The organism is Candidatus Paceibacterota bacterium (assembly GCA_028714275.1).
Taxonomy (GTDB): Bacteria; Patescibacteriota; Minisyncoccia; order Phycocordibacterales; family CAINVO01; genus CAINVO01.
The window spans coordinates 1-23,512 of record JAQTMP010000005.1 but is presented as its reverse complement, the minus strand read 5'-3'; the positions used below and the strand labels follow the sequence as shown (position 1 = coordinate 23,512).

Below are 23,512 nucleotides of genomic sequence, written 5' to 3'. Positions count from 1 at the left end.
AACGTCGCCTCACCGGTGAAGCAAAAAATGAGCCGCTTTTCGAAGCGGTGCTTGGGCTGATGAATTTTTTAAAAATAGACGAAGCAAAAGTGGATAAAGTGGATTCTGCACTATTTTCTGCCGACGAGCTTCGTTCCATCGAAACCATTTCCGTCATGAGGATTTTATATTTTCTTGGCTATTTTTCCCAGTCGGATGTGCTGGCACCATTTTTTGAGGGTTTTGAATGGAGTCAGAAAGCCCTCGCTGATTTTCTACCCCTGCGCACTCAGGCTACCGCGGCTATAAATAATGCGTTGAAGGAGAGTCAGCTGTAGGGGTGTGTTACAATACACGACATGGACTTTTTTAATTCCCATAATATATTGCACAAAACCGCAGACATTGATGGTATTCCGCTTCATCATTTTGAGAGGAGGGGATCACCGATTTTCATAAAAACATACATACGTGCCGGTGCTCGCTATGATACAAAGGAGGGTACGGCGCACTTTTTAGAGCACATGCTTGTCGCTGGTACACATAGATTTCCTACGAAAGATATCTTGGCCGAATATATTGAGGATGTGGGAGGAAGTTTTGTGTTTACAACAAACCTAGATTTCATCATGATAGACATTCAGGTCCCAGAAGCGGGAGATTTGGAGGTAGCCATGACGGTATTAAATGAGGTTATGAGTGAAACCCTTTTTAATCCTATCATGTTTGAAAGTGAACGGGGGGCGATCAATTCTGAATATATAAACAGAAAATCAACCCAAAAAACCTGGGTTTGGGATACTTTTAGGCATCTAGTTTTTCGAGGCACTGTCCTTGATAGATCTATCCTCGGTGACAACCAACCATTGACAGATATTTCTTTACAAGACCTCATCGATTTTAAAAATAAATTTTTTACGAGAGAAAACATAAGCATAATAACAACTGGCGATATAAATATAGAAACACTTACTCCCGCTATCAAAAAAGCTCTAGAACCGATTAAAAATGAAGAGATTAATACTAGAGCAGGTATAGTTAAAGATGCAGCCATAGCTATTCCAGAAAAGGAATATTTCAAGCTGGATATCTATAAGTCCAAACAAGCCAGTCTTGTCGCTGGATTTAGACTACATTCATTTACTTTACTTGATGTTGCGTGTGTAGCCATATGTGCACAATATCTTGCTGTCGGGAGAGCATCTTTTTTGGTAAAAAAATTGAGATATGAAAAGGGTCTGATCTATGATATCACTGCTTTTGGCGATGTATATAAAGACAGAGGATTATTACAAATAAAAACGGATTGCGAGGCCACTTTATTTTCAGAGGTTATAAATACAATACGAGAATGTCTCGCAAAATTTATTAAAAATGGTATTCCTTCCGACAAGCTTGCTCATATCAAAACCAAGCTCTTAAAATCTTTTAAAATCAAACTGCAAACCTCAGGTAATTTTATCGAATGGAGTGGAAATTTTGCAAAATTATCTGAGTATAAAACCATAGGGGATTATGTAGCAGTTTTAGGGTCTATATCTGAGAAAGATATTAGAAATTATATTGATCAAAATATTTCATTGGAGTGTATGTATCTCGCCGTGTGTGGAGATGAATCCTTAAAAAATTTTAAATTCCATGAGTAAAATCTTTTTTATTATTTCCGGTATGGGGGAGCTTCCCAGTCAAACAAAATATCAAAAAATTGCTGCGATGGCTGGAAAAGCAGGCTACAAGGTAGAAGGTATTGATATTAAATGGCGCACCGACATGATCATGAGTGATTTCGTCAGACAGACAGAGAAGCAAATCAAAAAAATATTGGCTAAGGAAAATAGAAGAGTGAAGGCCGGGCAAGTAAAACTCACAGTTCTCGGATTTTCTTTCGGTGCCTATATCTCAGCTATTCTTAGTCGAAAAATCAAATTTGAAAAAATATATTTTTGTTCGTTGTCACCTTATTTTAAGGAGGATTTTATCCTGTGGCCTGAAAAAGATCTCAAGAAAGTTGAAAAAGTTTTTGGACTCAGAATGTTTACTGATCTTAAGAAAAATATATTTCCTAAAAATATTCACACCGAAGCTTTCTTCTTGGTGGGAGAGAAGGAATGGGCAGTCATCCTCAAAAGTACACCCAAACATTATAAGGAATGGGGAGGTAAGAAAAAGCTTATTTTTATAAAAGGAGTAGGTCACAATATAGGACATAGAAAGTGCTTACAAGCACTTGCAAAAATTATCTAGTACCCTTTAGTGCCTTATGTTGTGTTAAATCTAAATAATTTTAATCTATGTTTAGTAAAGAACGATTATTAAAAAAATATAGGAATGTCAAAGCTAAAAATGGCATAGTAGTTGCCATTTTTTATGTTTTATTTTTTTGTATTCGTGACTCTCTAAATAGCCTTACCCTTGGATTTATTAATTCTAACAATAATTTAGCTGGTATTAAAAATATTTTATTTATCGAACCACTTAATCAAGGCTACGGTGACTTATTTTTTCAAACAGCATTATTTAAGTATCTTTCACATCATGGGTATCAGGTTTCAGTGCTGGCCAGGAGAGGTCATTCCCAATTGCTTATTAATAATCCCTATATAAGGGGAGTCTACTTCTGGAAACCGTACGACTTGTTCAAGATATTAAGATCAAAATTTCTGTTAGTAGGACTTGGCAGAAATACTTTTAGTGAAACCCTATTAATGCTTTTTTCAATAAGTTCAAAAAAGATGATTTTAGATGAGGATCTTTCTTTGTGGATAAGTACATTTGAGACTAAACCGAACACATTGGCCTGGATTATTCTAGTAAGTACAATGCTCAAAATAAGGGAGACCTCACTAGAAAATTTTATACCTGAAATATTTTTTTCCAAAATCGAAAAAGATTTTGTCGATAAAGAACAGACTTCCCTAAACATAGGAATAATATATGGAGTCACAGACAAACAGAAGAGGTTAAAAAAGATGAATAATTTAATAAAATACCTATCTAAAAACTACCCTATAATTTTATTGGGTGCCGGTGACCACTTGTCAGCCCAAGGTATAAAAGGCAAAAATTATATAAATAAACTATCTTATAGGGAAACCTTGCTAAAAATTGCAGGCTGCTCAATCATCCTTGGACCAGAAGGTAGTCTTGTGCATGTCGCATCTAGTTTAGTTAAAAAAACACTTGTTATAGACCCGCTAAATAACTTTAAAAAAAATGCTCATCCAGACTTATTTTCAAGGGTACTTGTTTTTAGTGGTGATGAGGATATACAAATGATACTAGATAGTTTCTAGAGTTTTACGGATAGATTTTTTTTCCTGATCGAAATTTAGATATTCTAGAGTATGCTCTGGCGATAACCACTCTGCGCTTTCTATGGTAAAACCACCTTCATTTTCAGAATCAGTTTTTATTTTCTCAAAAACAGTATTCTCTACTAAAAAAACCTCCACATCATGTTTCACATCACCCGCCTTATATGAATAATGTCCGAGGACATTATTCAAAGATAGACTCCTTAATCCTGATTCTTCTTTAATTTCTCTAATAACTGCATCTTTTGAATTCTCACCCCTCTCTAAACCACCTTTAATAAGACGGTAGTGAAACTCACCTTTATCCCTATCAAATCTTTTTAATAGTAAGAAAAAAATACCCACATCACTTTTTCTGTAGACCACCGCCTGGACATCTTTACTTATTTTCATATTTTATTTTTTTAAAAACCTCTTCGTACGTTTTAAACATCTTACTACTTAGAAAATGTCTCTCGATTGTTTTTCTAGCATTCCTACCCATTGAAATATTGTTATGCCGCTTCAGTTTTTTAATTATTTCAATAATAGCTTTTGGGTTTTTCGGTTTAATAAGATAACCGTTTCTATTATTTTTTATAATTTCAGGGTTTCCACCAACATCTGTTGCCACAACAGTTCTTGAACATGCCATTGCCTCTAGAAGAGAGATGGAAATTCCTTCAATTAAAGAGGATAGCAAAACAACATCCGCAGACTTATAATACTCTAAAATGCTTGGGTGAGCCACATTTCTAAACTCTATTAGGGAAAGGCTATTTTTTATTATCCCTTTCAAATTATTTTGGTATGTGTCTTCAGTACCACTTTTTCTTCCTTTTGGTGAGCATACTAGTACCAAAATATCTTTATCACTGAAGCCATCAAATGCCTTCATTAAGTAGTCTAGTCCTTTTAGATAGGTAAGCCTAGCAGGGACAATTACAATAAATTTATCAACAGGCAATTTATTTTTTTTTCTATAAAATTTCTTTGATTTGTTTAGATGGTCGATTGATTCTAATTCAATACCATTTTTTATGACCATAGGAGCTGTTTTTTTTCCAAGATAAGTCCTTAATTTTTTACTATAACCAGATGAGACAGTTATTACTAAGTCACTTTTACTCCAAATTTTCTTTAATAGCTTTCCATATTTTTCTCCGTAATGATCAACAAACACACCATGCAAGGTGAATACTAGTGGTTTATGAAGTTTCTTTGAGATGTATATTGCTAAATCAGCCAGATAAAAAGTATGGCAGTTAATTACGCTTATGTTTTGTCTTTTAACCCAATTCAATATTTCTTCATTACTTTTATTTGTACTACAAATATTTACACCGGGTTGTTTTCTGTATTTATCTGGAGTTAAAACACATGTAGTATTTTTTTTAGTAAAAAATTTAATTAATTTATCAACCATGACTTCTCTACCACCAAGATATGGGAGCGTTCTCGATACTATTAAAGGTTTAACTTTGTGCATGTTCCTTTTGAATTACTTTAATAACTTCTTGAATAAACAAGATTGACTCATCTATGAATATTTTTGCTTCCTTACTCTCAAAATCATACATCATCCAGGCTGATCTAATTGATAGGGCTTGTTTCGGTATGTGACTATAATTATTTTTACTAAAACTAGAGTTAAAGTTTTTTACGGTCCCCCTCTTGTTTTTTTCAAATATATCTCTATATACAAGTGCCCAATCACAGATTTCAATAATTTTATCGATTAGCAGTTTAAGGATCTTTTTTTTGTAATCAACCTTATTAAATTTATTCCATGATACATATTGTCGAATTAAATTAAATCGAGCGTGTATTAAATTGTAGTAAATCAGTTCCTTTCGTACTTTATTTGAATACTTCTTTCCGATTATTTTTTTAAAAAGTTCCATGTATTTAGACTTTTTACCGTATAGAACCTTTCCCCATGAATAGTGAATAAGGTAGTTAAAATCAACATATTTTTCAAAGTCAAAAACTGTGTGGGTTAGTAGTGAAATCTCAACACTGTATTTATGAGAGTATTCTTCTGATATTTTTTTAAGTTCTCTTAGAATTTTGTTGCTTATGACACCTGATCTGTCTGATTCCAATACTAGTAAGATATCAAGATCACTGTAACCTTCAACTTCTTCATTGGATACGGTGCTACCTAGCACAGAAAAGAACATAATACCTTGTCGAATAGCTTTATTCCTCAAACAACTTGCTAACAGCTCATCCGTAATTTTTTTTCTTATCTTATTCATTTTTCTTTAAAACCTGGCTTGTTAATTCCTCAAGAGTGATATTATTTAAAATAGAGATTGCATAAACATCTTCAATGATATCTGCCAGGGCTACCTTTATGTCGTATAAATCTTTTTTTGGACTTTTAATTCCCTTATAATGAAGAATTATTTCCGCAAATTCCCCAACCTCCTCAAAAAGATGTAGTATGCGGGAATCAGAATCCCACTTATTAATATAACTGTCCAATTTAACTTTAAAATCGTCTTCAATAGTTTTAATTTCCATATGTTTTGTAAAAAAACGAAACTGGAATTTTTTTAGGATTCCAGTCTCAATGTTTTAATTTCCTCCTTGGTTAAAAAATACCTTACCTCAGACCAAAATGTTTGTTCGTCTGCGGTGGAATGAGCGATGTTTTCACACACATTCTTTCCCATACTGCGGAGAGTATCCGGTTTTGCTTCCACTGGATTTGTGTGCCCCGTCACGCTATTCAGCGTTCTTATCGCACAGTTACTATCGGTAGATTCGGTGATATACACCATAATCTCACCAGAAGTCATAAATTTGAGTAAATTCTCAAAAAAAGATAGCTGCCGACACCTTGAATACAGAAATTCCACATCTATTGGTTTCAGCATTACTTTTTTTGAAAAAATGATCCTCAAACCACGACTACAAACTAACTCTATAGCTCGATCAACTAAATTGAGTTTAATACAATCTGGTTTCAAAACACCAAAAGAATATTTCATTTTTGCCTTTCCTTTTACTGCACCTAGGAAAATAGTACCTTATTACGCGATTATGTCAAGTATTTTATTACTTTGGAGATACCCTTACCTGTCGTATCAATCTCTAAGCTGCTTGGGTATGTAAAATGTTTATAAATCTTAGGTAGTTTCTTGTTCCAATCATTTTTCCTTGGCTTCCTTCTTTTTGTGACACGATAGGCTAATTTCTTTTCACTACCAACTAATTTAACAAATTTGTAATTAATTTTGTTGTTTTTACACCAAACCTCAAGCATCTTGAACATAAAAGTATAGAGTAGTACACCGTCAAGATAAATCTTATTGTACCTAGTTTTTGTAACCACAGCATCAAGCGTACCTAGTAACAGGTTTATTTTTTCCCTATTATTGTTTTTTGTATACCATTCTTTGCCTCTTTGCATTGATGAATACCAATCTAGTTGTATGTGCAAACCCTTATTTTTTGTAGCTAAATATCGAGCTATGGTTGTTTTACCAGCTCCATTTGGACCATAAAATACTGTTATTTCTCGCTTAATCATTGCTAACAATGTGTACCTTATTTTTAAGTATGTCAAACCTATTCTTTCAAGAAAAGATTCACTCAATTTGTGATACCCCACCAAAATGCTACAATTTCAACATGATCAGTCAAGAAGCTATCCAGACAATCCTCGGCATAAAGGAAAAAGTGCAGGTCACTCCGGAAGAAATGGCAGACCATATGAATGTCGTTTTCTTTCCAAACACGTCTAAAAACATAAGCAAACAGGTCATTGATTTCAGAAAAAGATTGGAGAGTACCTTGTCAGATTTGAAGGTCAATATTGTGCCGTATAGTGATGCACTTGAAAGAGTTCCTTTCGGTAAAACAATAAAACGACTTACCAGAATTGTTGGCAACAACTTACTTTTTTCAGCTAAAAAGATTTTAGGAATTTCTCACACTTCATATTTTATTGATATCAAAACAGCAAAAATTCTTTTGCAAAGAGCCGTAGTCAAGAGGGGGATAGCTATTGTAAGTTTGGGTGAAGAAAATGCGAATGATTTACCGATGCATTATATTAGAAATTTTAAGGATAATTCGGTAATAACCATTCTTGATTTTCCAAAGGACATTTCTGAAGAGACTGAGTTTGAGAAACATTTTGATACTGCGATGTCACTTTTTGCATATCATATGACCAACATTATCATCGCTGTAGATAATGAGAAGTGGATGGTTTACAACTTTAATGCATCACATCCAATATATAACATGGGCGAAAGTGATGAAATATTTAAGAAACGCATACTTCACGCCCTTGTGCCAAAAGTTGTGGCACCTATAAGTCCACATAAATTTAAAGAATTTAAAATTAAAGGTGAACGTTTTAATCCAGCGGCAGAACCTGATAAATCCATCATCGAAGATTTAGCTAAAGGTGCCCTTCTGTTTGATGAAACAAAGTTATTTCCTGATGGGAAAAAGATTGACGATTTACCTTTTCGTAATTCATTTCATAAAATCATCGGAAAACTACATCTAGATAATAGAAATGGAATGAGTTTTGGCTTCTTTGCAAAGCAGATGCCAACAATGTTATCTAATCTTGTTTCAGATGTAAATTTTCGAGAGAAAAATATGATCCCAAATGAACAAGATTTTTTTATTGATGAAAATAAAGAAATTTATATTAGTGTTAACATAAAAAATCAAAAATTCTGGCTAAAAGTGCCAGAGGTGTGGGTGATGAGCCTTCGTTCTGGGTCGAATAAAACCCATTTTGATCCCAACAAGGATCTGATAAAACTTGGCCTCTTGAAAGGAGAGATGTGGATGGAGTTTCCAATTGATTTGAAAATAAATACTGGGTATAAACCATCTTTCGATACAAAAGTTATTTTGGCCCATGCGGTAGGCAATGCCATAATTGCTTCAATCCTAAAACATTTTGACAAAAATAAGGAAACTGATTTTGCAAAAATACTTTCTGAAAAAGGTTATTCCATAAGCCATTGGCACGGGTATTTTAAAAAAGATTTGATCCCTGAAAATATAGGCATGTATGGAGAAGCAAACCCCCATGTGGCATGTTCTTCTCCCCAGTCAGCGATCTATGCTTTAGGTGGAAAATTAGAAAATTTCAATAAAATATTTAACGAAAATAAAGTCTATGCAGGAGATATCCATGTCGAACCTCATCACGGCTCCAATATATCCTTTCCATCTCTTACCAAACTGGCTGAATATTTGATACAATATCCAGAGGCGTCTAAACTCGGAAATAAATATCTAAATTACAAGTAAATGGCCTTCAATCTTGATTATTATAGCTTCTCCTTATTATTAGGCGGATTTACCGCTCTTCTCTCTGGTCTCATAGTTTTTATTCACGATCGTAAAAAATTAGAAAACCAGGCATGGTTTGCTCTTACCGTAAGTACTATGGTGTGGAGTTTTGCGTATTTTTCTATGATTACGGCAACGTCGAAAGACTTTGCTTTTTTGAGCGATAGGGTGCTTCATATTGCTGCAATATTAATTCCGCTATTTTATTTATTAGTGGTGTTGATAATGACGAACTCATACAAAACACATAAGAAAAGTTTTTTTGTCGGTTGCTTTTTTGCAGTAATTTTCATGTTGATAAATCCGACTACTTATTTTATTGCTGATGTAGCACCAAAAGTTGGTTTTAATTTTGCGCCAGTAAATGGACCTCTATACGGTTACTTTTTCGCATATTTTTGTATTCTAGTTATTTATGGTATTTATATTACTTTTAAAACAATCCGAAAAAGTCAGGATCATACAGAAAGACAAAGATTAAAGTATCTTATAATGTTTACGTTGGCGGCTTCGATTGGTGGTGGAAGTGTTTTTGCGACAACATTTACTTACACAATTCCGCCCTACGGTCTAATTCTTTTTTCTATTTACCCATTGATTAGTGGGTATGCAATCCTTAGACATCAGCTCTTTAATGTTAAGGTAATCACTACCCAACTTCTCACTTTTATTTTGTGGCTGTTTATTTTAATTCGAACACTTTTTTCAGAAGGCATACGAGAACAATTAGCCAACGGTGCATTATTTGTCATCTCTTTAATCCTTGGAGGCTTTTTAATCCGTAGTGTTTTATCTGAAGTCAAAACCCGCGAAAAAATCCAACTCCTCGCTGACGACCTCGAAAAAGCCAACGAGCGTCTCCAAGAACTAGACCAACAAAAGTCAGAGTTCGTCTCCCTCGCTTCCCACCAGCTCCGAGGACCACTAGCCGCTGTCAAAGGCTATGCCTCCCTCATCCTGGAGGGAGACTTTGGCCCCATTAGCGACCCAGTCAAGGAAGCCATTGAAAAAATGTTCAAATCCACTCAAGATCTCGTAGTCCTAGTCGGTGACTACCTCGACGTCTCCCGTATCGAGCAGGGTAGGATGAAATATGATTTCTCTCAATTTGATCTCAAGGAACTCGTAAGTACCGTAGTCGCCGAACTCCGCCCCACCATCGAGACAGCCAAGCTCTCAATTGACTTCAATGCTGACGAGCAGCCTGGCTCCACTCCAACTTCCTTCCTCATCAACGCCGACAAAGGAAAAATCAAACAAGTCATCGGCAACATTATCGACAATGCCGTCAAATACACTCCCAAAGGAAGTATCCACGTCTGGATCAAGAAAATCCTCCGTGAAGGCAAGCCAAAAATCCTCATCACCATCTCCGACACCGGCGTCGGCATCCCACCCGAAGTCCTTCCACGTCTCTTTGAAAAATTCACCCGGGCCCCTGACGCCAACAAAACCAACATCATGGGAACAGGTCTCGGTCTCTATGTCGCCAAAAAAATCATCGAAGCTCACAACGGCCGCGTTTGGGCAGAGTCAGCTGGTCGTGACAAAGGTTCGAGTTTCTTTGTGGAGTTGGAGGGGGAGTAGAAGTCTTTTGTGTTATACTTTTAACATATGGCATCGCAGTTTCCATCATCAGGCTCGCCTGACCAAGAAAAAGATCGCATTGAGGCTTTGAAGAAAAAGCTTTATTCGCCCAATCAGCCTTTACAGCAGGAAAAACATAGACACATTCTTCATCCCAACAAGGCGGTAGCTCCTGACCGTTGGCAGCAAAAGGTAGCCGGTGTCGATGGTGCTGATGGCTCGGACGGCTCGACAGAGTCTGCTTCATCTTCTGTTTCCGATCTCTTGTCCGAAGACGTGGCTCAGTCATACGCACCACTTTTTAAAAAAGTTTTTCTTTTTGCCTTGGTTTTTTTCCTCGTAGCCGCCTCTATTGCCGCTGTCGTCTTTTTCCGCGGCTCAAATGTTGTTTCTCCCAACAATATCAACATTGCTCTCCGGGGTCCGGTCTCTATTCCAGCGGGTGAGCCGCTCGCAGTGGATGTCACTGTCACCAACGGCAATCCAAGTGAATTGCTTTTGGCAGACGTGGTGGTGACCTACCCGCCCGGAGCCAGACAAGCCAAGGATCTCAGCAGTCCTTTAGTCAGTGAACGTATCCCCGTGGGGACTCTGGCTTCAGGCCAAGCCTATACTCTCTCTATCGACCCTGTCCTTTATGGCCAAGAAAACAGCCAGCAAGATATAAAAGTTTCTTTTGAGTATCGGATTCCAGGCTCGACGGCCATCTTTGTCAAAGATAAAGATTATCCTATTTTTATCGGTTCTTCACCTATTGTCGTCAATGTAAGCGGGGTCAAAGAGGTCATTGCCAATCAAGATGTCACTTTTGATGTAGATGTAAAATCCAATTCTACCCAGCTCATCAAAAACCTGATCCTCAAAGCCGAGTATCCTTTCGGTTTTCAATTTGAAAATGCTACTCCAGATCCAAGTCCGGACAATGCTACCTGGAAAATTGGGGATATGCCTGCGGGTGGAGAGACCCATATTCTTTTGAAAGGAAAACTTTCTGGCCAGGATGGAGAGCAGAGAGTATTTCGTTTTTCGGTTGGGATTGCAGATCAAACGGATCCAACCACCATCAATGGTCTGATCAGCGATCTCTCGCAGACCGTGGCTATCAAGCAGCCATTTTTGGGCGTAGACATCACGCTCGATGAAGATCCAAGCTCTGTTCACGTTGTCCAGGGCGGGGCCAGTATTCGGGGACAAATTACTTGGCAAAATAATCTTTCAGTTCCTTTAAATGATGTCACTCTCCAGCTTAAAGTTGGCGGAGATATTTTAAATCGGGACAATGTTTCGGCTGATCGAGGTTTTTTCCGTTCGATTGATAATACTTTAATCTGGGACAAGACTACGGTGGCAGAACTTGCGAGTGTGCCACCTCAGAGCGGGGGATTGCTCCAATTTACTTTGGCCACCGCAGATGTCTCAGTTAAAAATAATGCCTTTTATCGCAAGCCGACTATTACTTTGGATGCTAGTGTCCAGGGTAGTCGCTTGAGCGATACAAATGTGCCTGAAGAAATTAATTCTACGATTTCTAAAACTATCAAGGTGGTTTCGGCTCCGCGGGTGGCCGCTCGCTTAGTGCGCACGGTTGGACCTTTCATCAACACTGGGCCACTGCCCCCTCAAGCAGAGCACGAAAGTACCTACACCGTCATCTGGACAGCCAGCAATTCTTTTAATACAGTAAATGGCACGGTGGTCACGGCCACTTTGCCCAACTATGTCACTTGGCTTGGCAAAGTCGCCCCTTCAGGTGTGGACGTGACCTACAATGCCGAAAAGCATCAGATCGTGTGGAATATAGGGGATCTACCGGCGGGGACTGGCTATGCTAGTGCTGGCAAAGAGGTTGATTTTCAGGTTTCAATTTTGCCTAGTGTCAGTCAAGCTGATACTATCCCTGTAGTGCTCCAGCCAGTGCAGCTGACCGGCACAGATAGCTTTACAGGTACGACGGTGCAGTATACTGGTCAAGCTCTCGATACTCAGATATCTACGGATCCAAGCTATGTCTTTGGTCAGGAAAAGGTCACAAAATAAAATGGAAAAAAACAAAATGAATGACATGGAAAAACTAATCTCGCTTTGCAAGCGGCGTGGTTTTATTTACCAAGGCTCTGAGATCTATGGTGGCTTGGCGGGAACTTTTGACTACGGCCCACTCGGGGTGGCTTTAAAAAATAATATTCAAAACCTGTGGTGGAAACGGTTTGTTTTGGATCGTGAAGATATGTACGGAGTGGATGCGGCAATCCTGATGAATGCCAAAGTATGGGAGGCGACAGGGCATGTGGCGACCTTTGCGGATCCATTGGTGGACGACCTCAAGACTAAAAAACGTTACCGAGCCGATCATTTGCTGGAAGAAAATGGAATTGAGGCTAAAAAAATGACCATCGATCAAATGACAAAAGCCATTCAGGAAAATGGGTTGAAAAGTCCTGAAGGCAATCCGCTTTCTGAAGTTAAACAATTTAACATGATGTTTAAGACTAGAGCAGGGGCGTCCGAGGACTCTTCTTCGGTTGTCTATCTACGACCTGAAACTGCTCAGGGTATGTTTGTTAATTTTAAAAATGTGATTGATAGCTTTCATCCAAAACTGCCATTTGGTTTGGGACAAGTGGGAAAATCTTTTCGGAATGAAATTACCCCGGGTAGTTTTGTTTTCCGTTTGAGGGAGCTTGAGCAAATGGAGATCGAGTATTTTATAAGAGCAGAAAATTGGGAGCAGGAGTTTAAGAACTGGCTCCAGGCAATCAAAGACTTTTTGACGGATGACATTGGACTTCAGAAAACGCATTTGCATGAATATGAGCATAGTGATGAAGAGAGGTCTTTTTATTCTAAGAGAACGGTCGATATAGAGTTTGACTATCCTTTTGGTCAGAAGGAGTTGTATGGATTGGCATATCGCACAGACTATGATTTGACCAAACATGGCCAGTTTTCAGGCGCGGATCTTACTTATTTTGACGAAGAGACAAAACAAAGATTTGTACCTCATGTGATTGAGCCCGCGCTCGGATTGGATCGGACATGTCTAGCCGCTCTTTCCGACGCCTATACCGAAGATGTCCTTGGGGATGAGGCACGTGTCTATTTGAAATTGGCCCCAAAAGTGTCCCCATTTATTGCTTCTGTCTTTCCTTTGCTTAAAAATAAACCTGCTCTTGTCGAAAAAGCCCGTGAGATTTACGCGACTCTCCGCAAAGAGCCCGCGCTTGCCGGTCGAGTTTCTTTTGACGACAACGGCAACATCGGCAAGCGCTACCGCCGTCAGGACGAGATCGGCACGCCTTTCTGTGTGACCATTGATTTTGATACTCTTGGCGAAAAGCCTGAGCTGCTAAACACTGTCACTCTCCGCGACCGTGATACAGGTGGTCAAAAACGAGTTTCTATTGATGAGTTGGCTTCAATTTTCAAAAGTGCTTTAGTGGCATAATCTGCTACAATAGCTCCTATGAAATTTCATAAAAAAAATCTTAAAAACGGTCTGCGGGTCATCACTGTGCCGATGCAGGAGAACGAGACAGTGACCGTGATGGTGCTTGTCGGCGCGGGCTCTTTTCATGAGAGCAAAGCGACCAATGGCATCGCGCATTTTCTTGAGCACATGTGTTTCAAGGGCACTGAGCGCCGACCCTCCGCCTATCAGATTAGTTTTGATTTTGAAAAAATCGGTGCGAGCTACAATGCTTTCACCTCAAACGAATACACTGGCTACTATGCCAAAGCTCATCACAGACATTTGGCGGATGTCTTGGAGCTTGTCAGTGACATGTATCTGCATCCTCTTTTGCCCGAAAGCGAAATAGAAAAAGAGAAGGGGGTTATTATTGAAGAAATCAATCGCAAATACGATCACCCAGGCAACCTGCTCTGGAAGGAGCTGGACAAAACAGTCTATGGCGATCAGCCAGCAGGGCGAGATGTCCTCGGCCCAAAAGAAAATATAAAACATTTCAGTAAAAAAGATATTGTGGAGTATAGGAAAAAATATTATGTCGCGGCAAACACCACAGTGGTGGTAGCTGGGAAATTTTCAGAAAAATCAATCCTGCTTGATCTAGAAAAACGTTTTGAGGGGCTTTCAAAAAAATCTGCTCCCAAGAGGCCAAAAACCAAAGAAGCTCAAACGGAACCTCAAGCCGCGGTGGTCTTTAAAAAAACAGACCAGACAAATTTGGCGCTTTTGTACCGGACTTTTGACCGATATGATGAGAGGGGCTGGGCTCTCGGTTTGTGTGCCACTATTTTGGGTCGAGGAATGAGTTCCCGACTTTTTCAAAAAATTCGGGAAGAAAAAGGACTTTGTTATTCTATTGCCGCTTCGTCCACAGCCGCTACCGACCACGGCGCTTTTGTCATCAGCTCTGGGGTGGGCAACAAAAAGGTAGAAGAAGCGACCCGAGCTATTTTAGAGGAAATAGAGGTGATGAAAAAAGAGCTCGTTTCCGATAAAGAATTGCAAAAAGCCAAAGACCAGCGTGTCGGCTGGATGTACCTGGGCCTGGAGTCTTCGGACGATTTTTCAGATTTTTATGGCTTTCAGGAATTATTTAAAGACAAGATTCTTACTCCTCAGGAAAAGGAAAAGAAAATCCAGGCGGTGACTGCAGAAGAGGTGCGGGCAATGGCTCGTCAATTTCTTATTCCAAAAAATCTCACCCTTGGCATTGTTGGTCCGCACACCTCGGCTACAAAAATGCGTCTCAAAAAGCTGCTGAAAAAATCCTAAAAAAGTGCTAGACTTGTCTTAATGTCAAAAAAACCTTTCTATATCACCACCACTTTGCCATACGTCAACGCTGACGCGCACGTAGGGCACGCTCTCGAACAGATCCGAGCAGATATCGTTGCTAGGTGGAAGCGTCTGACTGGCCACGAAGTTTTTTTTAACACAGGCACCGATGAACACGGCAACAAAATTTACCAGAAAGCCATTGAAACAGGCCAGGATGTCCAAGCCTATGTCGACTATTATGCTGAACGTTTTAAAAAACTGAAGAAGGTTTTAAATCTCAGTTATGATAATTTTATTCGGACTACCGATCTGCACCATATAGCGGCGGCGCAGGCTTTTTGGAAGATTTGTCTGGACAAGGGGGATATTTACAAAAAAAACTATAAGACAAAATACTGCACCGGCTGTGAAATGGAAAAGACTGATTCCGAGCTCGATGAAAAAGGCCGTTGTCTTATTCACCCTCAGCTCGAAATCGAAATTATCGAGGAAGAAAATTATTTTTTTCGCTATTCAAAATATCAGCAGAGCTTGCTGGATCTATATCAAGCGCATCCCGATCTTGTTATTCCCCACACCCGCTTGAATGAAATAAAGTCCTTTGTTTCAAACGGTTTGCAGGATTTTAGTATTTCTCGTCTCAAAAGCAAGATGCCGTGGGGTATACCGGTGCCTGGAGACGATGAACAGGTGATGTATGTCTGGTTTGATGCCTTGGTCAACTATATAGCTGCTATTGGCTGGCCGGAAAATATGGACAAGTTTAAAAAATGGGCCATCGAGTCTGGGGGCATGGTCCAGTATTGTGGCAAGGACAATTTGCGTCCTCAAGCAGCCATGTGGCAAGCGATGCTCCTTTCTGCCAGTCTTCCTGCTTCAAAAAATATTATTATCGACGGTTTTGTGACGGGTGAAGGGGGGATCAAAATGAGCAAAAGCATGGGCAATATCGTCGATCCGATTGATGTGGTCAATGAATACGGCACGGACGCCCTACGTTATATGGTGGCCCGAGAGCTGCACTGTTTTGAAGACAGCCCTTTTAGTCTGGAACGGGTCAAAGAGGCTTACAACTCCGGCTTGGCCAACGGTCTCGGCAATCTAGTCTCTCGAGTGATGAAAATGGCTACCACGCACCTAGAAGGTTCGGTTGAAATTTTAGATGAGGTAGGGGGTAAAAATATCCCGGAAGATTTTATAAATTTTCTTGAAGGTTTTGAAATTCAACAGGCTTCGCATGTTGTTTGGAAGCACATTGCTGAATGCGATGCTTACATTCAGGAGACCCAACCCTTTAAGCTGGTTAAAGTAGACAAAGAAAAAGCGCTGGTTATTATCCGTGAGCTTGTGCAGCGCGTCTACGCTATTGCTTGCATGCTTGAGTCAATCCTCCCTGAAACTTCAGAAAAAATTAAGACTATCATACGAGAACATCGCATGCCCGAAATACCGCTGTTTGTCCGCAAGGATTAAAATCCAGCTTCTAATTTTTTTCCATGTCAAAAAATATAGAATATATAGACATTCATTCACATTTGAACTTTGCAGATTATGAAAACGATCGTGATCAGGTGATTGAACGTATGGCAGAAGAAGGTGTGGCCACCGTCACTGTGGGCACAGACCTAAAAAGTTCTCAGCATGCAGTCGCTTTGGCGGACAAGTATCCATTTTTTTATGCTTGTGTCGGGCAGCATCCAGCGGACGTGCCAGAGGGTGGTGTGGCCGAGAGTTTTGATGAAGCGGCCTATACCAAGCTTTTGGGGCATCCAAAGACTGTGGCAATGGGGGAGTGTGGCTTGGACTATTTTTATTTAAACAAGCAACTGAAAGAAGGAAAAATAAGTCAGACAGATGTAGAAAAGGAAAAAGCCAGACAACGAGCGCTTTTTCGAAAGCAAGTAGAGCTGGCCATAAAATTTGACAAACCGCTGATGCTCCATTGTCGTGAGACTTACGGAGAAATTTTAGAGATTCTTGATGGGTATTTTAAGGTCTATGGGTCACAATTGCGGGGGAATGCACACTTCTTTGCGGGTACCCTTGAAGAAGCTCAGGCATTCCTTGATCTTGGTTTTACCTTATCTTTCACTGGGGTTATTACTTTTGCTCGTCAGTATGAGGAGCTTGTTAAACATGTTCCATTAGACAGGCTTCTTTCAGAAACCGACGCTCCTTATGTCACACCAGTCCCACATAGAGGTAAGAGAAACGAACCAGCGCACGTTATTGAAGTAGTCGAAAAAATGGCTCAAATAAAGGGTATTTCTGTAGAGTCGCTAAAAAAGCAACTCATTCAAAACGCCAATACTTTATTTAGGATTAGTCTTTGACACCCAAACTCAGGCCTTATCCTCTGACGGCTTAAAATCTTGCATAAATAGAGGGGGTATGATAGTCTGTGGGCTATGTCTTTAGAAAATACGGATGTAAATAATGATCTAAATATTCTTTCTGGCGTTGACGACGTTGACACAGATAGTGATTCACGGGTCTATGAGCTCGCTTTTCACCTTGTGCCTACTCTTCCAGAAGAGAGCGTGGCTGTCGAATTTTCTAATATCAAATCTCTAATTGAAAAGGCCAAGGGGCATTTTATCTCAGAAGATTTTCCTAAAATGAGAGTTTTGGCCTATTCAATCTCCAAAAAAATCAAAGCAGCCAATCACACTTTTGACCGAGCCTATTTTGGTTGGATAAAGTTCGAAGCTAGTCCTGAAGTTGTAGAAATACTCAAAAAGCAGCTTGATTTGAGTGATGTAGTTCTCCGATACCTCACCATCAAGACAGTAAAGGAAAACACTCTGTATACACAGCGTACTTATAAAGGTCCTGTTACCAAAAAACCAGACGATGCTTCTTCCGAAGTGGCCAACGAAGCGGTTTCACCTGACAAAGCGGTTCCATCTATGTCCGAAGCTGAAATCGATAAAACCATCGATAGTCTAGTTATCAACTAATTCAAAATTATCAACTAAACACCCAATCATGTATCTCAACAAAGCATTAGTGATAGGCAATTTGACCCGGGATCCAGAGCTCAAGGCCCTCCCTTCCGGATTCAATGTGACTTCTTTTGCGGTAGCCACCAACCGTGTCTGGAAAGACAAAAATGGGGCAAAGCAGGAAAGTGTGGATTACCATAATATTGTTGTTTTTGGCCGTCAGGCTGAGACGGCGGCCCAGTATCTTCGCAAAGGGGCCTCAGTCTTGGTAGAGGGCCGTATGCAGACCCGTTCATGGGATGATAAAGACGGCAAGAAAAATTATCGCACGGAGATTGTAGCTGACCGCGTCCAGTTTGGTCCGCGCTCAGGCGGTGTCTCAGCTTCAGGAGGGGCTACGGGCAGTGGTCCTGCCAGTGCAGCCTCCCCAATAAAGGGAAGTGATAAAACATCGGCTTCAGTTGACGAAAAAGATAATCTGGATACTATTGATTACCCAGAGGAAGAAATCAATCCTGACGACATTCCTTTTTAATTACACATAACAATCCTTATTAACAACCGCCATGCAAAATACAAAACAGTGTTTCTTTTCTCAAAACAATATTGAACATATCGATTATAAAGATGTCGATATTCTTAAGAAGTTTTTAAATCCTCACGCTCGCATGCTTTCACGCAAGCGTTCAGGAGTCACAGCAAAAAACCAGCGCAAGCTCGCTACAGCCGTCAAACGCGCTCGTTTCATGGCGCTGCTTCCTTTTGTAGCTCGGTAGTTAATTTAACAAAAAGACCACAAACACTTTCGGGAGCACGGATAAATCCTTGCTAGGATTTTCCTCGTGCTCGCTCCGACGAGCCTCGCAAGTCTCCCTCAAGTGTTTGTGGTCTTTTTGTTGTATCAAATTAACTACCGAGCTACAAAATAAAGAAGTATTATGAAACTCGTTCAGAGTATTCTCCAGTCTCAGTGTTGACTCGGACGATGTCACCTTCTTTGACAAACATAGGGGTGGTGAGAGTGGCGCCAGTTTCGAGAGTGATGAGCTTGTTGCCGCCTTTAGCCGTATCTCCTCGGACAGCGTCAGCTGCCTCGGTCACTTTGAGATCAACTTTGACTGGGAGCTTTACTCCAAAAATCTTTTCATCAAAAATCATAGCCTCGACGACGGAGTTTGTTTTAATAAATTTCATGGCTGTCCCAAGCATAGCCTCATCAAGTTTAAAACGATTGGCCGGATTGGTCTCATCACAAAACCAAAACTCACCTTTGTTTGCATACAGGTATTTTACCTTTTTGGTATCGATCTCAGCTTCTTCGGCCTTATCCGAAACATGGAAGGAATGTTCAACAATGCGGCCGTTGAGGAGATTGCGAAGCTTCACGGCGTTGACGGGCTTGCGCTGCTGTTTGCGGAAAACATGAGAGGCGAGCACCTCATAAGGCTCGTTCTCAAAGATAATAAACTTTCTAAGGGTTATTTCATTATATTCAAGCATAGAGCCACACTATATCCTAAGAGGGGATTAAAGTCCATCCTAAACCTCCTTCAATTTTTTGCGGATTTCTTTGAGGATTTCGTCAGATATTTTTTTATTTTCTTTGAGGAATTGTCGGGTAGAATCATAGCCGCGTCCGATTTTGTTCTCCCCATACGAGTAGGAGGTACCTGATTTTTTAATCAAGCCCATTTTTTCTCCCAGAGCGATGATTTCTCCCTCTTTAGAGATGCCTTCATTGTACATAAGATCAAATTCAGTCTGCCGGAAAGGAGCGGCCACTTTATTTTTGACCACTTTGACCCGGCAGCGTCCCCCCATGACCTCTTCACCTTTTTTGATCTGAGCTATACGGCGGATATCAAGGCGGACCGAGGTATAAAATTTGAGAGCTTTGCCTCCAGGAGTAGTTTCAGGGTTACCAAACATCACTCCGATCTGCATACGGATTTGGTTTATAAAAATAACAATAGTTTTTGAGCGAGCCACAATAGCCGTGAGCTTTCGAAGGGCCTGAGACATCAGACGAGCCTGCTTTCCTACATGGTGAGCCCCCATATCGCCCTCGATCTCGTCTTTTGGAGTAAGGGCGGCGACTGAGTCGATGACAATCACATCGAGCTTGCCCGAACGGACAAGACTCTCAACAATCTCAAGGGATTGCTCACCTGTATCTGGCTGAGAAATAAGCAATTCGTCAATTTTGACACCAAGTCGTTTGGCATATTCAGGGTCCATGGTATGTTCGGCATCAATAAATGCACAGATCCCGCCGCGTTTTTGGGCTTCGGCGATGACGTGGAGAGTCAGGGTAGTTTTACCAGATGATTCAGGCCCAAAAATTTCGACGATGCGTCCGCGGGGGAGACCTCCTACGCCCAGAGCGGCATCGAGGCCGATAGATCCGGTAGGAATGGCATCTATATCTACCCTGGTTTTTTCGCCTAGCTTCATAATAGAGTCGTCGCCAAATTTTGTTTTAATCTGGGCAATAGCGTCATCAATTGAACCCATATTCTTTTTGGATTTTGAGGTGTCCTCAGCTCCTTCTTCAAGGATTTCGTTTTCTTGTTCTACAGGGGCAGCTTTCTCTGACTTTTCTGCCTTTTCTTTTTTTTGTTTTTTTGCCATTTTTTTAAATTTGTTTTGTCGAATATTTTACTGAACTTTGTAGGATACTTCGATATTTTTTGTAATTAAACTGCCAAAGCGGTCTTTGGCCTTTAGGTTGATTATAGTATAGCCGGGGTAGATGGGCAATTTCTCTGAAAAATTTCCCTGCTCATCTATATAGATAGGCCTGTCGTTCATGCTAATAAAGGAAGTATTTTTCGCCACCCCCTTTATTTCGACTAAATTTTGGGTCAGTGTCGAGCCGTTTTTAGGGCTAGTGATCTGGATAATGGGACCAGAAATCAATTTGTGAGCCTGAAAAAGGCTATACCCCACAATACCTAAGAAAAAGATGCTTATGATAGCAATGCGCGCGATTGATTTTCCGGTATCTTGAGCCATAGTGTATCAGATAGATTTAAAGTCACTATCAATAAAGGCTAAATAATTTATTCGACCATACTTTCTTCACTTTTTCTATTTTCCGCTGTCTCAGACATCTCTGTTTCAGCCCCGCCATCATAATTGATCACCTCGCGAGGCTTGGCTCCATCCGCTGGCCCAATAACCCCTCTTTCCTCAAGCATATCCATCAAACGAGCAGCTCGAGCATAACCCACCCTTAATTTACGCTGAATGTAGGATGTAGAAGCCTTCCCAGCTTCCAAGACGGTGACCTTAGCGTCTTCGTAGAGATCATCGTCGTCGCTAAAGCCCACATCGTCATCAAAACCATTCATCCCAGAAGAGCTTAAGGCTCCACTGTTCTGATCAAAGATTGGGTCATGGACAGCGCTTCCGCCGTTGCTTTCAGGCGAAAGATTGATTTGAGAAGCTAGGGACTGGTTGTTGTTTATAAGGTATTTTACGACATTTTTAACTTCTGTTTCTGTAATATAGGCTGACTGGAGGCGCTGAGGAGTAGACATTTCGCTGCCTTGGTAAAGCATATCTCCGGCTCCGAGGAGCTCCTCAGCTCCACGTGCATCCAAAATGGTCCGTGAATCTATTTGCGAAGCCACCTGTAGAGCAATGCGTGATGGCACGTTGGCCTTGATGAGACCGGTGATGACGTTTACTGAGGGTCTTTGAGTAGAGAGCATCAAGTGAATACCAACAGCTCGGCTCATCTGGGCCAGGCGGACAATAGCGGCCTCGAGCTCTCTAGGATAGGCCTGCATGATATCGGCCAATTCATCAATGACAATAATAATGTATGGCATTGTTTCGGTCGCTTCTTCCGCCGTGTCTTCTGACTCTCGGCTTTTTCCTTTAGCGTCCTCAAGCTTTTTCAAGGCTGGCGCTAGGATATTCTTGTGGTATGAATCAATATCCCGCACAGAATTTTTTTCCAAAATATCATAGCGTCTATCCATCTCTTTGGCAGCCCATTTGAGAGCCAGGATAGCTTTTTTGGCATCAGTGATAACGGGGGTGAGAAGGTGAGGAATCTTATTGTATAAAGTAAGCTCGACACGCTTTGGGTCAATCATGATGAATTTTAGATTGTAGGGTGAGTTGCGGTATAGAAGGGAAGTGATGATGGCGTGAATGGTGACTGATTTTCCAGATCCGGTGGCTCCAGCAATGAGAATGTGGGGAGATTTTGCTAAGTTGGTGAAGTATGATTTCCCGGAAATTCCCTTGCCTAGTGATATAAGGAGTGGTTTTTCTGATTCTTGAAATTCTGGCTGAGAAAGGAGGGTGCCGAGGCCAACAGTGGTTTTAATGTTGTTGGGTATTTCAATGCCCACTAGTGACTTGCCAGGAATTGGGGCCTCTATGCGGATTGGATGAGCAGCTAGGGCGAGAGCAAGGTTGTTTTGAAGGCCGAGGATACGGGAAAGCTTGACCCCTTCTGCCGGTTTGAGAGCATAGCGGGTAACTGACGGACCAATAGATATTTCATCCATTTCTACATCAATGCCAAAATTTTGGAGGGTCCTTTTAATGATATTCGCATTAGCTTTAATATCGCCGACTCCTGGTTTGCCACGATCATTTTCAAGAAGAGAAAGAGGGGGTGGGGTAAAAGGGGTCAAAGGCAGGACCTCAGAAGCTTTCTTTTTTCCAAAGAGGCGCTCTTTCATACCCAGACTGTCCTCTTCTGAAGGGTCGTTTTTTATGCCACCTTTAGACTCCATCTCATCAGTTTTGGCTGGTTTTGCTGTGATCGTCTCTTTTATTTTTTCTTCAGGAGGTTTCTCCTCGTACAAATCCTTATCCCCAATGCCCTTGATGACCATTTCTTTGTCTTCTACATCGTCGGAGTCTTTTTCTTTCCTGAAGAGATTCCAGAAGAGGATATGATCTCGCTTGAGACGAGTATCAAAAATAATTAAAAGCGAAATGATCACAAAAGCCAATAAGAAAATAACACTGGCATAGAGTCCAAAAAACTTTAACATAGGGTTGGCCACGGTGTCTCCGAGGATGCCCCCGTTGGCCTCCCTGACTATAGAGAGAAGTCCAAGACCAGAGAAAAAAAACACAAAAGATCCAAGGGCCTTTGAGATAGGGAAGCGGCGTGAATGATCAATGATGAAAGAGATAGCTAAAAGAAAAAGGAGTAGGGGGACAAGATAATAACCAATTCCAAAAAGATAGTGTAAAAAGTTGTAGACCCAGTCACCGACAGGTCCACCTTTTCCACCAGCTCCCATGAGCAGAAAAATTGAAGCTACAAAAAAGAGAATAGCCAGGACACTATGGAGAGTGTCTTCCTGTAAATCTTTAAAAGGGGAGAGAGAATTTTTTGGTTCTTGATCTTGCTTGCTTCGCTTGTTTTTTCGGCTTTCTTTTTTCGACATGATGCAGCTATTGTAGCATGCACGGAGGTGCTTAAACAAAGGCTTAAAATAAAAACAAAATAGAAAAGAGGTGTCATTGCGGTGTCCTTATTGCATTTATAACTGTCTTATATATAATGGACCCATTCGTCTCAAAGACATCTAAAGACAATTTTTTTAAAAACTATTTTATAAAAGACAATGAACGAAAACGACAAAAAGGAC

Annotated in this window: 24 protein-coding genes; 14 read left to right on the top strand and 10 right to left on the bottom strand. The window is 40.4% G+C overall.

Features of this window, described 5'->3' with window-relative positions:
• The 4 genes from PHF79_00995 to PHF79_00980 form a co-directional block, all read left to right on the top strand.
• Positions 1 to 317: hypothetical protein (locus PHF79_00995; GenBank protein ID MDD5318386.1), on the top strand; the 317-nt coding region annotated here is incomplete at its 5' end.
• A 21-nt stretch (positions 318 to 338) separates the two neighbouring features.
• Positions 339 to 1,625 (top strand): pitrilysin family protein, encoded by a 1,287-nt coding sequence (locus PHF79_00990; GenBank protein ID MDD5318385.1) that lies wholly within the window; start codon positions 339 to 341, stop codon positions 1,623 to 1,625.
• Positions 1,618 to 2,223, top strand: a complete 606-nt coding sequence (locus PHF79_00985) for a hypothetical protein (protein ID MDD5318384.1) — start codon at positions 1,618 to 1,620, stop codon at positions 2,221 to 2,223. The genes PHF79_00990 and PHF79_00985 overlap by 8 nt, the downstream gene beginning before the upstream one ends.
• 47 nt (positions 2,224 to 2,270) lie before the next feature.
• Complete coding sequence (locus PHF79_00980) at positions 2,271 to 3,272, top strand: hypothetical protein (protein MDD5318383.1); 1,002 nt, start codon at positions 2,271 to 2,273, stop codon at positions 3,270 to 3,272.
• Here the strand turns inward: PHF79_00980 and PHF79_00975 are convergent.
• From PHF79_00975 to PHF79_00950, 6 genes are read right to left on the bottom strand one after another with little or no spacing between them, the layout of a single operon-like run.
• Entirely contained in the window at positions 3,258 to 3,686 is a 429-nt protein-coding gene (locus PHF79_00975; GenBank protein ID MDD5318382.1) for an NUDIX hydrolase, read from the bottom strand. The genes PHF79_00980 and PHF79_00975 overlap by 15 nt on opposite strands.
• The gene (locus PHF79_00970; GenBank protein ID MDD5318381.1) at positions 3,673 to 4,761 is read right to left on the bottom strand and encodes a glycosyltransferase family 4 protein; all 1,089 of its coding nucleotides are present in this window, start codon (positions 4,759 to 4,761) and stop codon (positions 3,673 to 3,675) included. The genes PHF79_00975 and PHF79_00970 overlap by 14 nt, the downstream gene beginning before the upstream one ends.
• On the bottom strand, positions 4,748 to 5,533 hold the full coding sequence (locus PHF79_00965) for a hypothetical protein (GenBank protein ID MDD5318380.1): 786 nt from the start codon (positions 5,531 to 5,533) through the stop codon (positions 4,748 to 4,750). The genes PHF79_00970 and PHF79_00965 overlap by 14 nt, the downstream gene beginning before the upstream one ends.
• Positions 5,526 to 5,801: a MazG nucleotide pyrophosphohydrolase domain-containing protein gene (locus tag PHF79_00960; protein MDD5318379.1), complete on the bottom strand. Its 276-nt coding sequence runs from the start codon at positions 5,799 to 5,801 to the stop codon at positions 5,526 to 5,528. The genes PHF79_00965 and PHF79_00960 overlap by 8 nt, the downstream gene beginning before the upstream one ends.
• 32 nt (positions 5,802 to 5,833) lie before the next feature.
• Positions 5,834 to 6,271 carry a nucleoside-diphosphate kinase gene (locus PHF79_00955; protein MDD5318378.1) on the bottom strand — a complete coding sequence of 146 codons (438 nt, stop codon included), beginning with the start codon at positions 6,269 to 6,271 and terminating at the stop codon, positions 5,834 to 5,836.
• Between the two features lie 50 nt (positions 6,272 to 6,321).
• Positions 6,322 to 6,813 carry an AAA family ATPase gene (locus PHF79_00950; GenBank protein MDD5318377.1) on the bottom strand — a complete coding sequence of 164 codons (492 nt, stop codon included), beginning with the start codon at positions 6,811 to 6,813 and terminating at the stop codon, positions 6,322 to 6,324.
• Positions 6,814 to 6,914: 101 nt separating this feature from the next.
• On the opposite strand from PHF79_00950, the gene PHF79_00945 reads away from it, so the two are divergent.
• From PHF79_00945 to rpsR, 10 genes are all read left to right on the top strand, one after another.
• A complete protein-coding gene (locus PHF79_00945; protein ID MDD5318376.1) occupies positions 6,915 to 8,564 on the top strand; it encodes a hypothetical protein in 1,650 nt (549 codons plus the stop codon).
• On the top strand, positions 8,565 to 10,193 hold the full coding sequence (locus PHF79_00940) for an ATP-binding protein (GenBank protein ID MDD5318375.1): 1,629 nt from the start codon (positions 8,565 to 8,567) through the stop codon (positions 10,191 to 10,193).
• A 27-nt stretch (positions 10,194 to 10,220) separates the two neighbouring features.
• On the top strand, positions 10,221 to 12,230 hold the full coding sequence (locus PHF79_00935) for a hypothetical protein (protein ID MDD5318374.1): 2,010 nt from the start codon (positions 10,221 to 10,223) through the stop codon (positions 12,228 to 12,230).
• A gap of 1 nt (position 12,231) precedes the next feature.
• Positions 12,232 to 13,638 (top strand): glycine--tRNA ligase, encoded by a 1,407-nt coding sequence (locus tag PHF79_00930; GenBank protein ID MDD5318373.1) that lies wholly within the window; start codon positions 12,232 to 12,234, stop codon positions 13,636 to 13,638.
• An 18-nt stretch (positions 13,639 to 13,656) separates the two neighbouring features.
• A complete protein-coding gene (locus PHF79_00925) occupies positions 13,657 to 14,934 on the top strand; it encodes a pitrilysin family protein (protein ID MDD5318372.1) in 1,278 nt (425 codons plus the stop codon).
• Positions 14,935 to 14,955: 21 nt separating this feature from the next.
• Positions 14,956 to 16,413, top strand: coding sequence for a methionine--tRNA ligase (metG, locus tag PHF79_00920; protein MDD5318371.1), 1,458 nt, complete (start codon positions 14,956 to 14,958; stop codon positions 16,411 to 16,413).
• A gap of 23 nt (positions 16,414 to 16,436) precedes the next feature.
• On the top strand, positions 16,437 to 17,273 hold the full coding sequence (locus PHF79_00915; GenBank protein MDD5318370.1) for a TatD family hydrolase: 837 nt from the start codon (positions 16,437 to 16,439) through the stop codon (positions 17,271 to 17,273).
• A gap of 75 nt (positions 17,274 to 17,348) precedes the next feature.
• A complete protein-coding gene (locus PHF79_00910) occupies positions 17,349 to 17,900 on the top strand; it encodes a 30S ribosomal protein S6 (protein MDD5318369.1) in 552 nt (183 codons plus the stop codon).
• A 28-nt stretch (positions 17,901 to 17,928) separates the two neighbouring features.
• The gene (locus PHF79_00905) at positions 17,929 to 18,420 is read left to right on the top strand and encodes a single-stranded DNA-binding protein (GenBank protein ID MDD5318368.1); all 492 of its coding nucleotides are present in this window, start codon (positions 17,929 to 17,931) and stop codon (positions 18,418 to 18,420) included.
• A gap of 31 nt (positions 18,421 to 18,451) precedes the next feature.
• Positions 18,452 to 18,661 carry a 30S ribosomal protein S18 gene (gene rpsR / locus PHF79_00900; protein ID MDD5318367.1) on the top strand — a complete coding sequence of 70 codons (210 nt, stop codon included), beginning with the start codon at positions 18,452 to 18,454 and terminating at the stop codon, positions 18,659 to 18,661.
• 160 nt (positions 18,662 to 18,821) lie between these two features.
• On the opposite strand, the gene PHF79_00895 is transcribed toward rpsR, so the two are convergent.
• From PHF79_00895 to PHF79_00880, 4 genes are all read right to left on the bottom strand, one after another.
• Positions 18,822 to 19,385, bottom strand: coding sequence for a hypothetical protein (locus tag PHF79_00895; protein ID MDD5318366.1), 564 nt, complete (start codon positions 19,383 to 19,385; stop codon positions 18,822 to 18,824).
• Positions 19,386 to 19,424: 39 nt separating this feature from the next.
• Positions 19,425 to 20,399, bottom strand: a complete 975-nt coding sequence (recA, locus tag PHF79_00890; protein MDD5318365.1) for a recombinase RecA — start codon at positions 20,397 to 20,399, stop codon at positions 19,425 to 19,427.
• Positions 20,400 to 20,543: 144 nt separating this feature from the next.
• The gene (locus tag PHF79_00885; protein ID MDD5318364.1) at positions 20,544 to 20,900 is read right to left on the bottom strand and encodes a hypothetical protein; all 357 of its coding nucleotides are present in this window, start codon (positions 20,898 to 20,900) and stop codon (positions 20,544 to 20,546) included.
• A gap of 47 nt (positions 20,901 to 20,947) precedes the next feature.
• The gene (locus tag PHF79_00880) at positions 20,948 to 23,308 is read right to left on the bottom strand and encodes a DNA translocase FtsK 4TM domain-containing protein (GenBank protein ID MDD5318363.1); all 2,361 of its coding nucleotides are present in this window, start codon (positions 23,306 to 23,308) and stop codon (positions 20,948 to 20,950) included.
• Positions 23,309 to 23,512 lie beyond the last annotated feature (204 nt).

What these genes read in the sequence shown, in the direction of transcription:
- PHF79_00990 (MDD5318385.1), top strand. Translation starts at nt 339, where the DNA reads ATGGACTTTTTTAATTCCCATAATATATTGCACAAAACCGCAGACATT.
- PHF79_00985 (MDD5318384.1), top strand. Translation starts at nt 1,618, where the DNA reads ATGAGTAAAATCTTTTTTATTATTTCCGGTATGGGGGAGCTTCCCAGT.
- PHF79_00980 (MDD5318383.1), top strand. Translation starts at nt 2,271, where the DNA reads ATGTTTAGTAAAGAACGATTATTAAAAAAATATAGGAATGTCAAAGCT.
- PHF79_00975 (MDD5318382.1), bottom strand. Translation starts at nt 3,686, where the DNA reads ATGAAAATAAGTAAAGATGTCCAGGCGGTGGTCTACAGAAAAAGTGAT.
- PHF79_00970 (MDD5318381.1), bottom strand. Translation starts at nt 4,761, where the DNA reads ATGCACAAAGTTAAACCTTTAATAGTATCGAGAACGCTCCCATATCTT.
- PHF79_00965 (MDD5318380.1), bottom strand. Translation starts at nt 5,533, where the DNA reads ATGAATAAGATAAGAAAAAAAATTACGGATGAGCTGTTAGCAAGTTGT.
- PHF79_00960 (MDD5318379.1), bottom strand. Translation starts at nt 5,801, where the DNA reads ATGGAAATTAAAACTATTGAAGACGATTTTAAAGTTAAATTGGACAGT.
- PHF79_00955 (MDD5318378.1), bottom strand. Translation starts at nt 6,271, where the DNA reads ATGAAATATTCTTTTGGTGTTTTGAAACCAGATTGTATTAAACTCAAT.
- PHF79_00950 (MDD5318377.1), bottom strand. Translation starts at nt 6,813, where the DNA reads ATGATTAAGCGAGAAATAACAGTATTTTATGGTCCAAATGGAGCTGGT.
- PHF79_00945 (MDD5318376.1), top strand. Translation starts at nt 6,915, where the DNA reads ATGATCAGTCAAGAAGCTATCCAGACAATCCTCGGCATAAAGGAAAAA.
- PHF79_00940 (MDD5318375.1), top strand. Translation starts at nt 8,565, where the DNA reads ATGGCCTTCAATCTTGATTATTATAGCTTCTCCTTATTATTAGGCGGA.
- PHF79_00935 (MDD5318374.1), top strand. Translation starts at nt 10,221, where the DNA reads ATGGCATCGCAGTTTCCATCATCAGGCTCGCCTGACCAAGAAAAAGAT.
- PHF79_00930 (MDD5318373.1), top strand. Translation starts at nt 12,232, where the DNA reads ATGGAAAAAAACAAAATGAATGACATGGAAAAACTAATCTCGCTTTGC.
- PHF79_00925 (MDD5318372.1), top strand. Translation starts at nt 13,657, where the DNA reads ATGAAATTTCATAAAAAAAATCTTAAAAACGGTCTGCGGGTCATCACT.
- metG (MDD5318371.1), top strand. Translation starts at nt 14,956, where the DNA reads ATGTCAAAAAAACCTTTCTATATCACCACCACTTTGCCATACGTCAAC.
- PHF79_00915 (MDD5318370.1), top strand. Translation starts at nt 16,437, where the DNA reads ATGTCAAAAAATATAGAATATATAGACATTCATTCACATTTGAACTTT.
- PHF79_00910 (MDD5318369.1), top strand. Translation starts at nt 17,349, where the DNA reads ATGTCTTTAGAAAATACGGATGTAAATAATGATCTAAATATTCTTTCT.
- PHF79_00905 (MDD5318368.1), top strand. Translation starts at nt 17,929, where the DNA reads ATGTATCTCAACAAAGCATTAGTGATAGGCAATTTGACCCGGGATCCA.
- rpsR (MDD5318367.1), top strand. Translation starts at nt 18,452, where the DNA reads ATGCAAAATACAAAACAGTGTTTCTTTTCTCAAAACAATATTGAACAT.
- PHF79_00895 (MDD5318366.1), bottom strand. Translation starts at nt 19,385, where the DNA reads ATGCTTGAATATAATGAAATAACCCTTAGAAAGTTTATTATCTTTGAG.
- recA (MDD5318365.1), bottom strand. Translation starts at nt 20,399, where the DNA reads ATGGGTTCAATTGATGACGCTATTGCCCAGATTAAAACAAAATTTGGC.
- PHF79_00885 (MDD5318364.1), bottom strand. Translation starts at nt 20,900, where the DNA reads ATGGCTCAAGATACCGGAAAATCAATCGCGCGCATTGCTATCATAAGC.
- PHF79_00880 (MDD5318363.1), bottom strand. Translation starts at nt 23,308, where the DNA reads ATGTCGAAAAAAGAAAGCCGAAAAAACAAGCGAAGCAAGCAAGATCAA.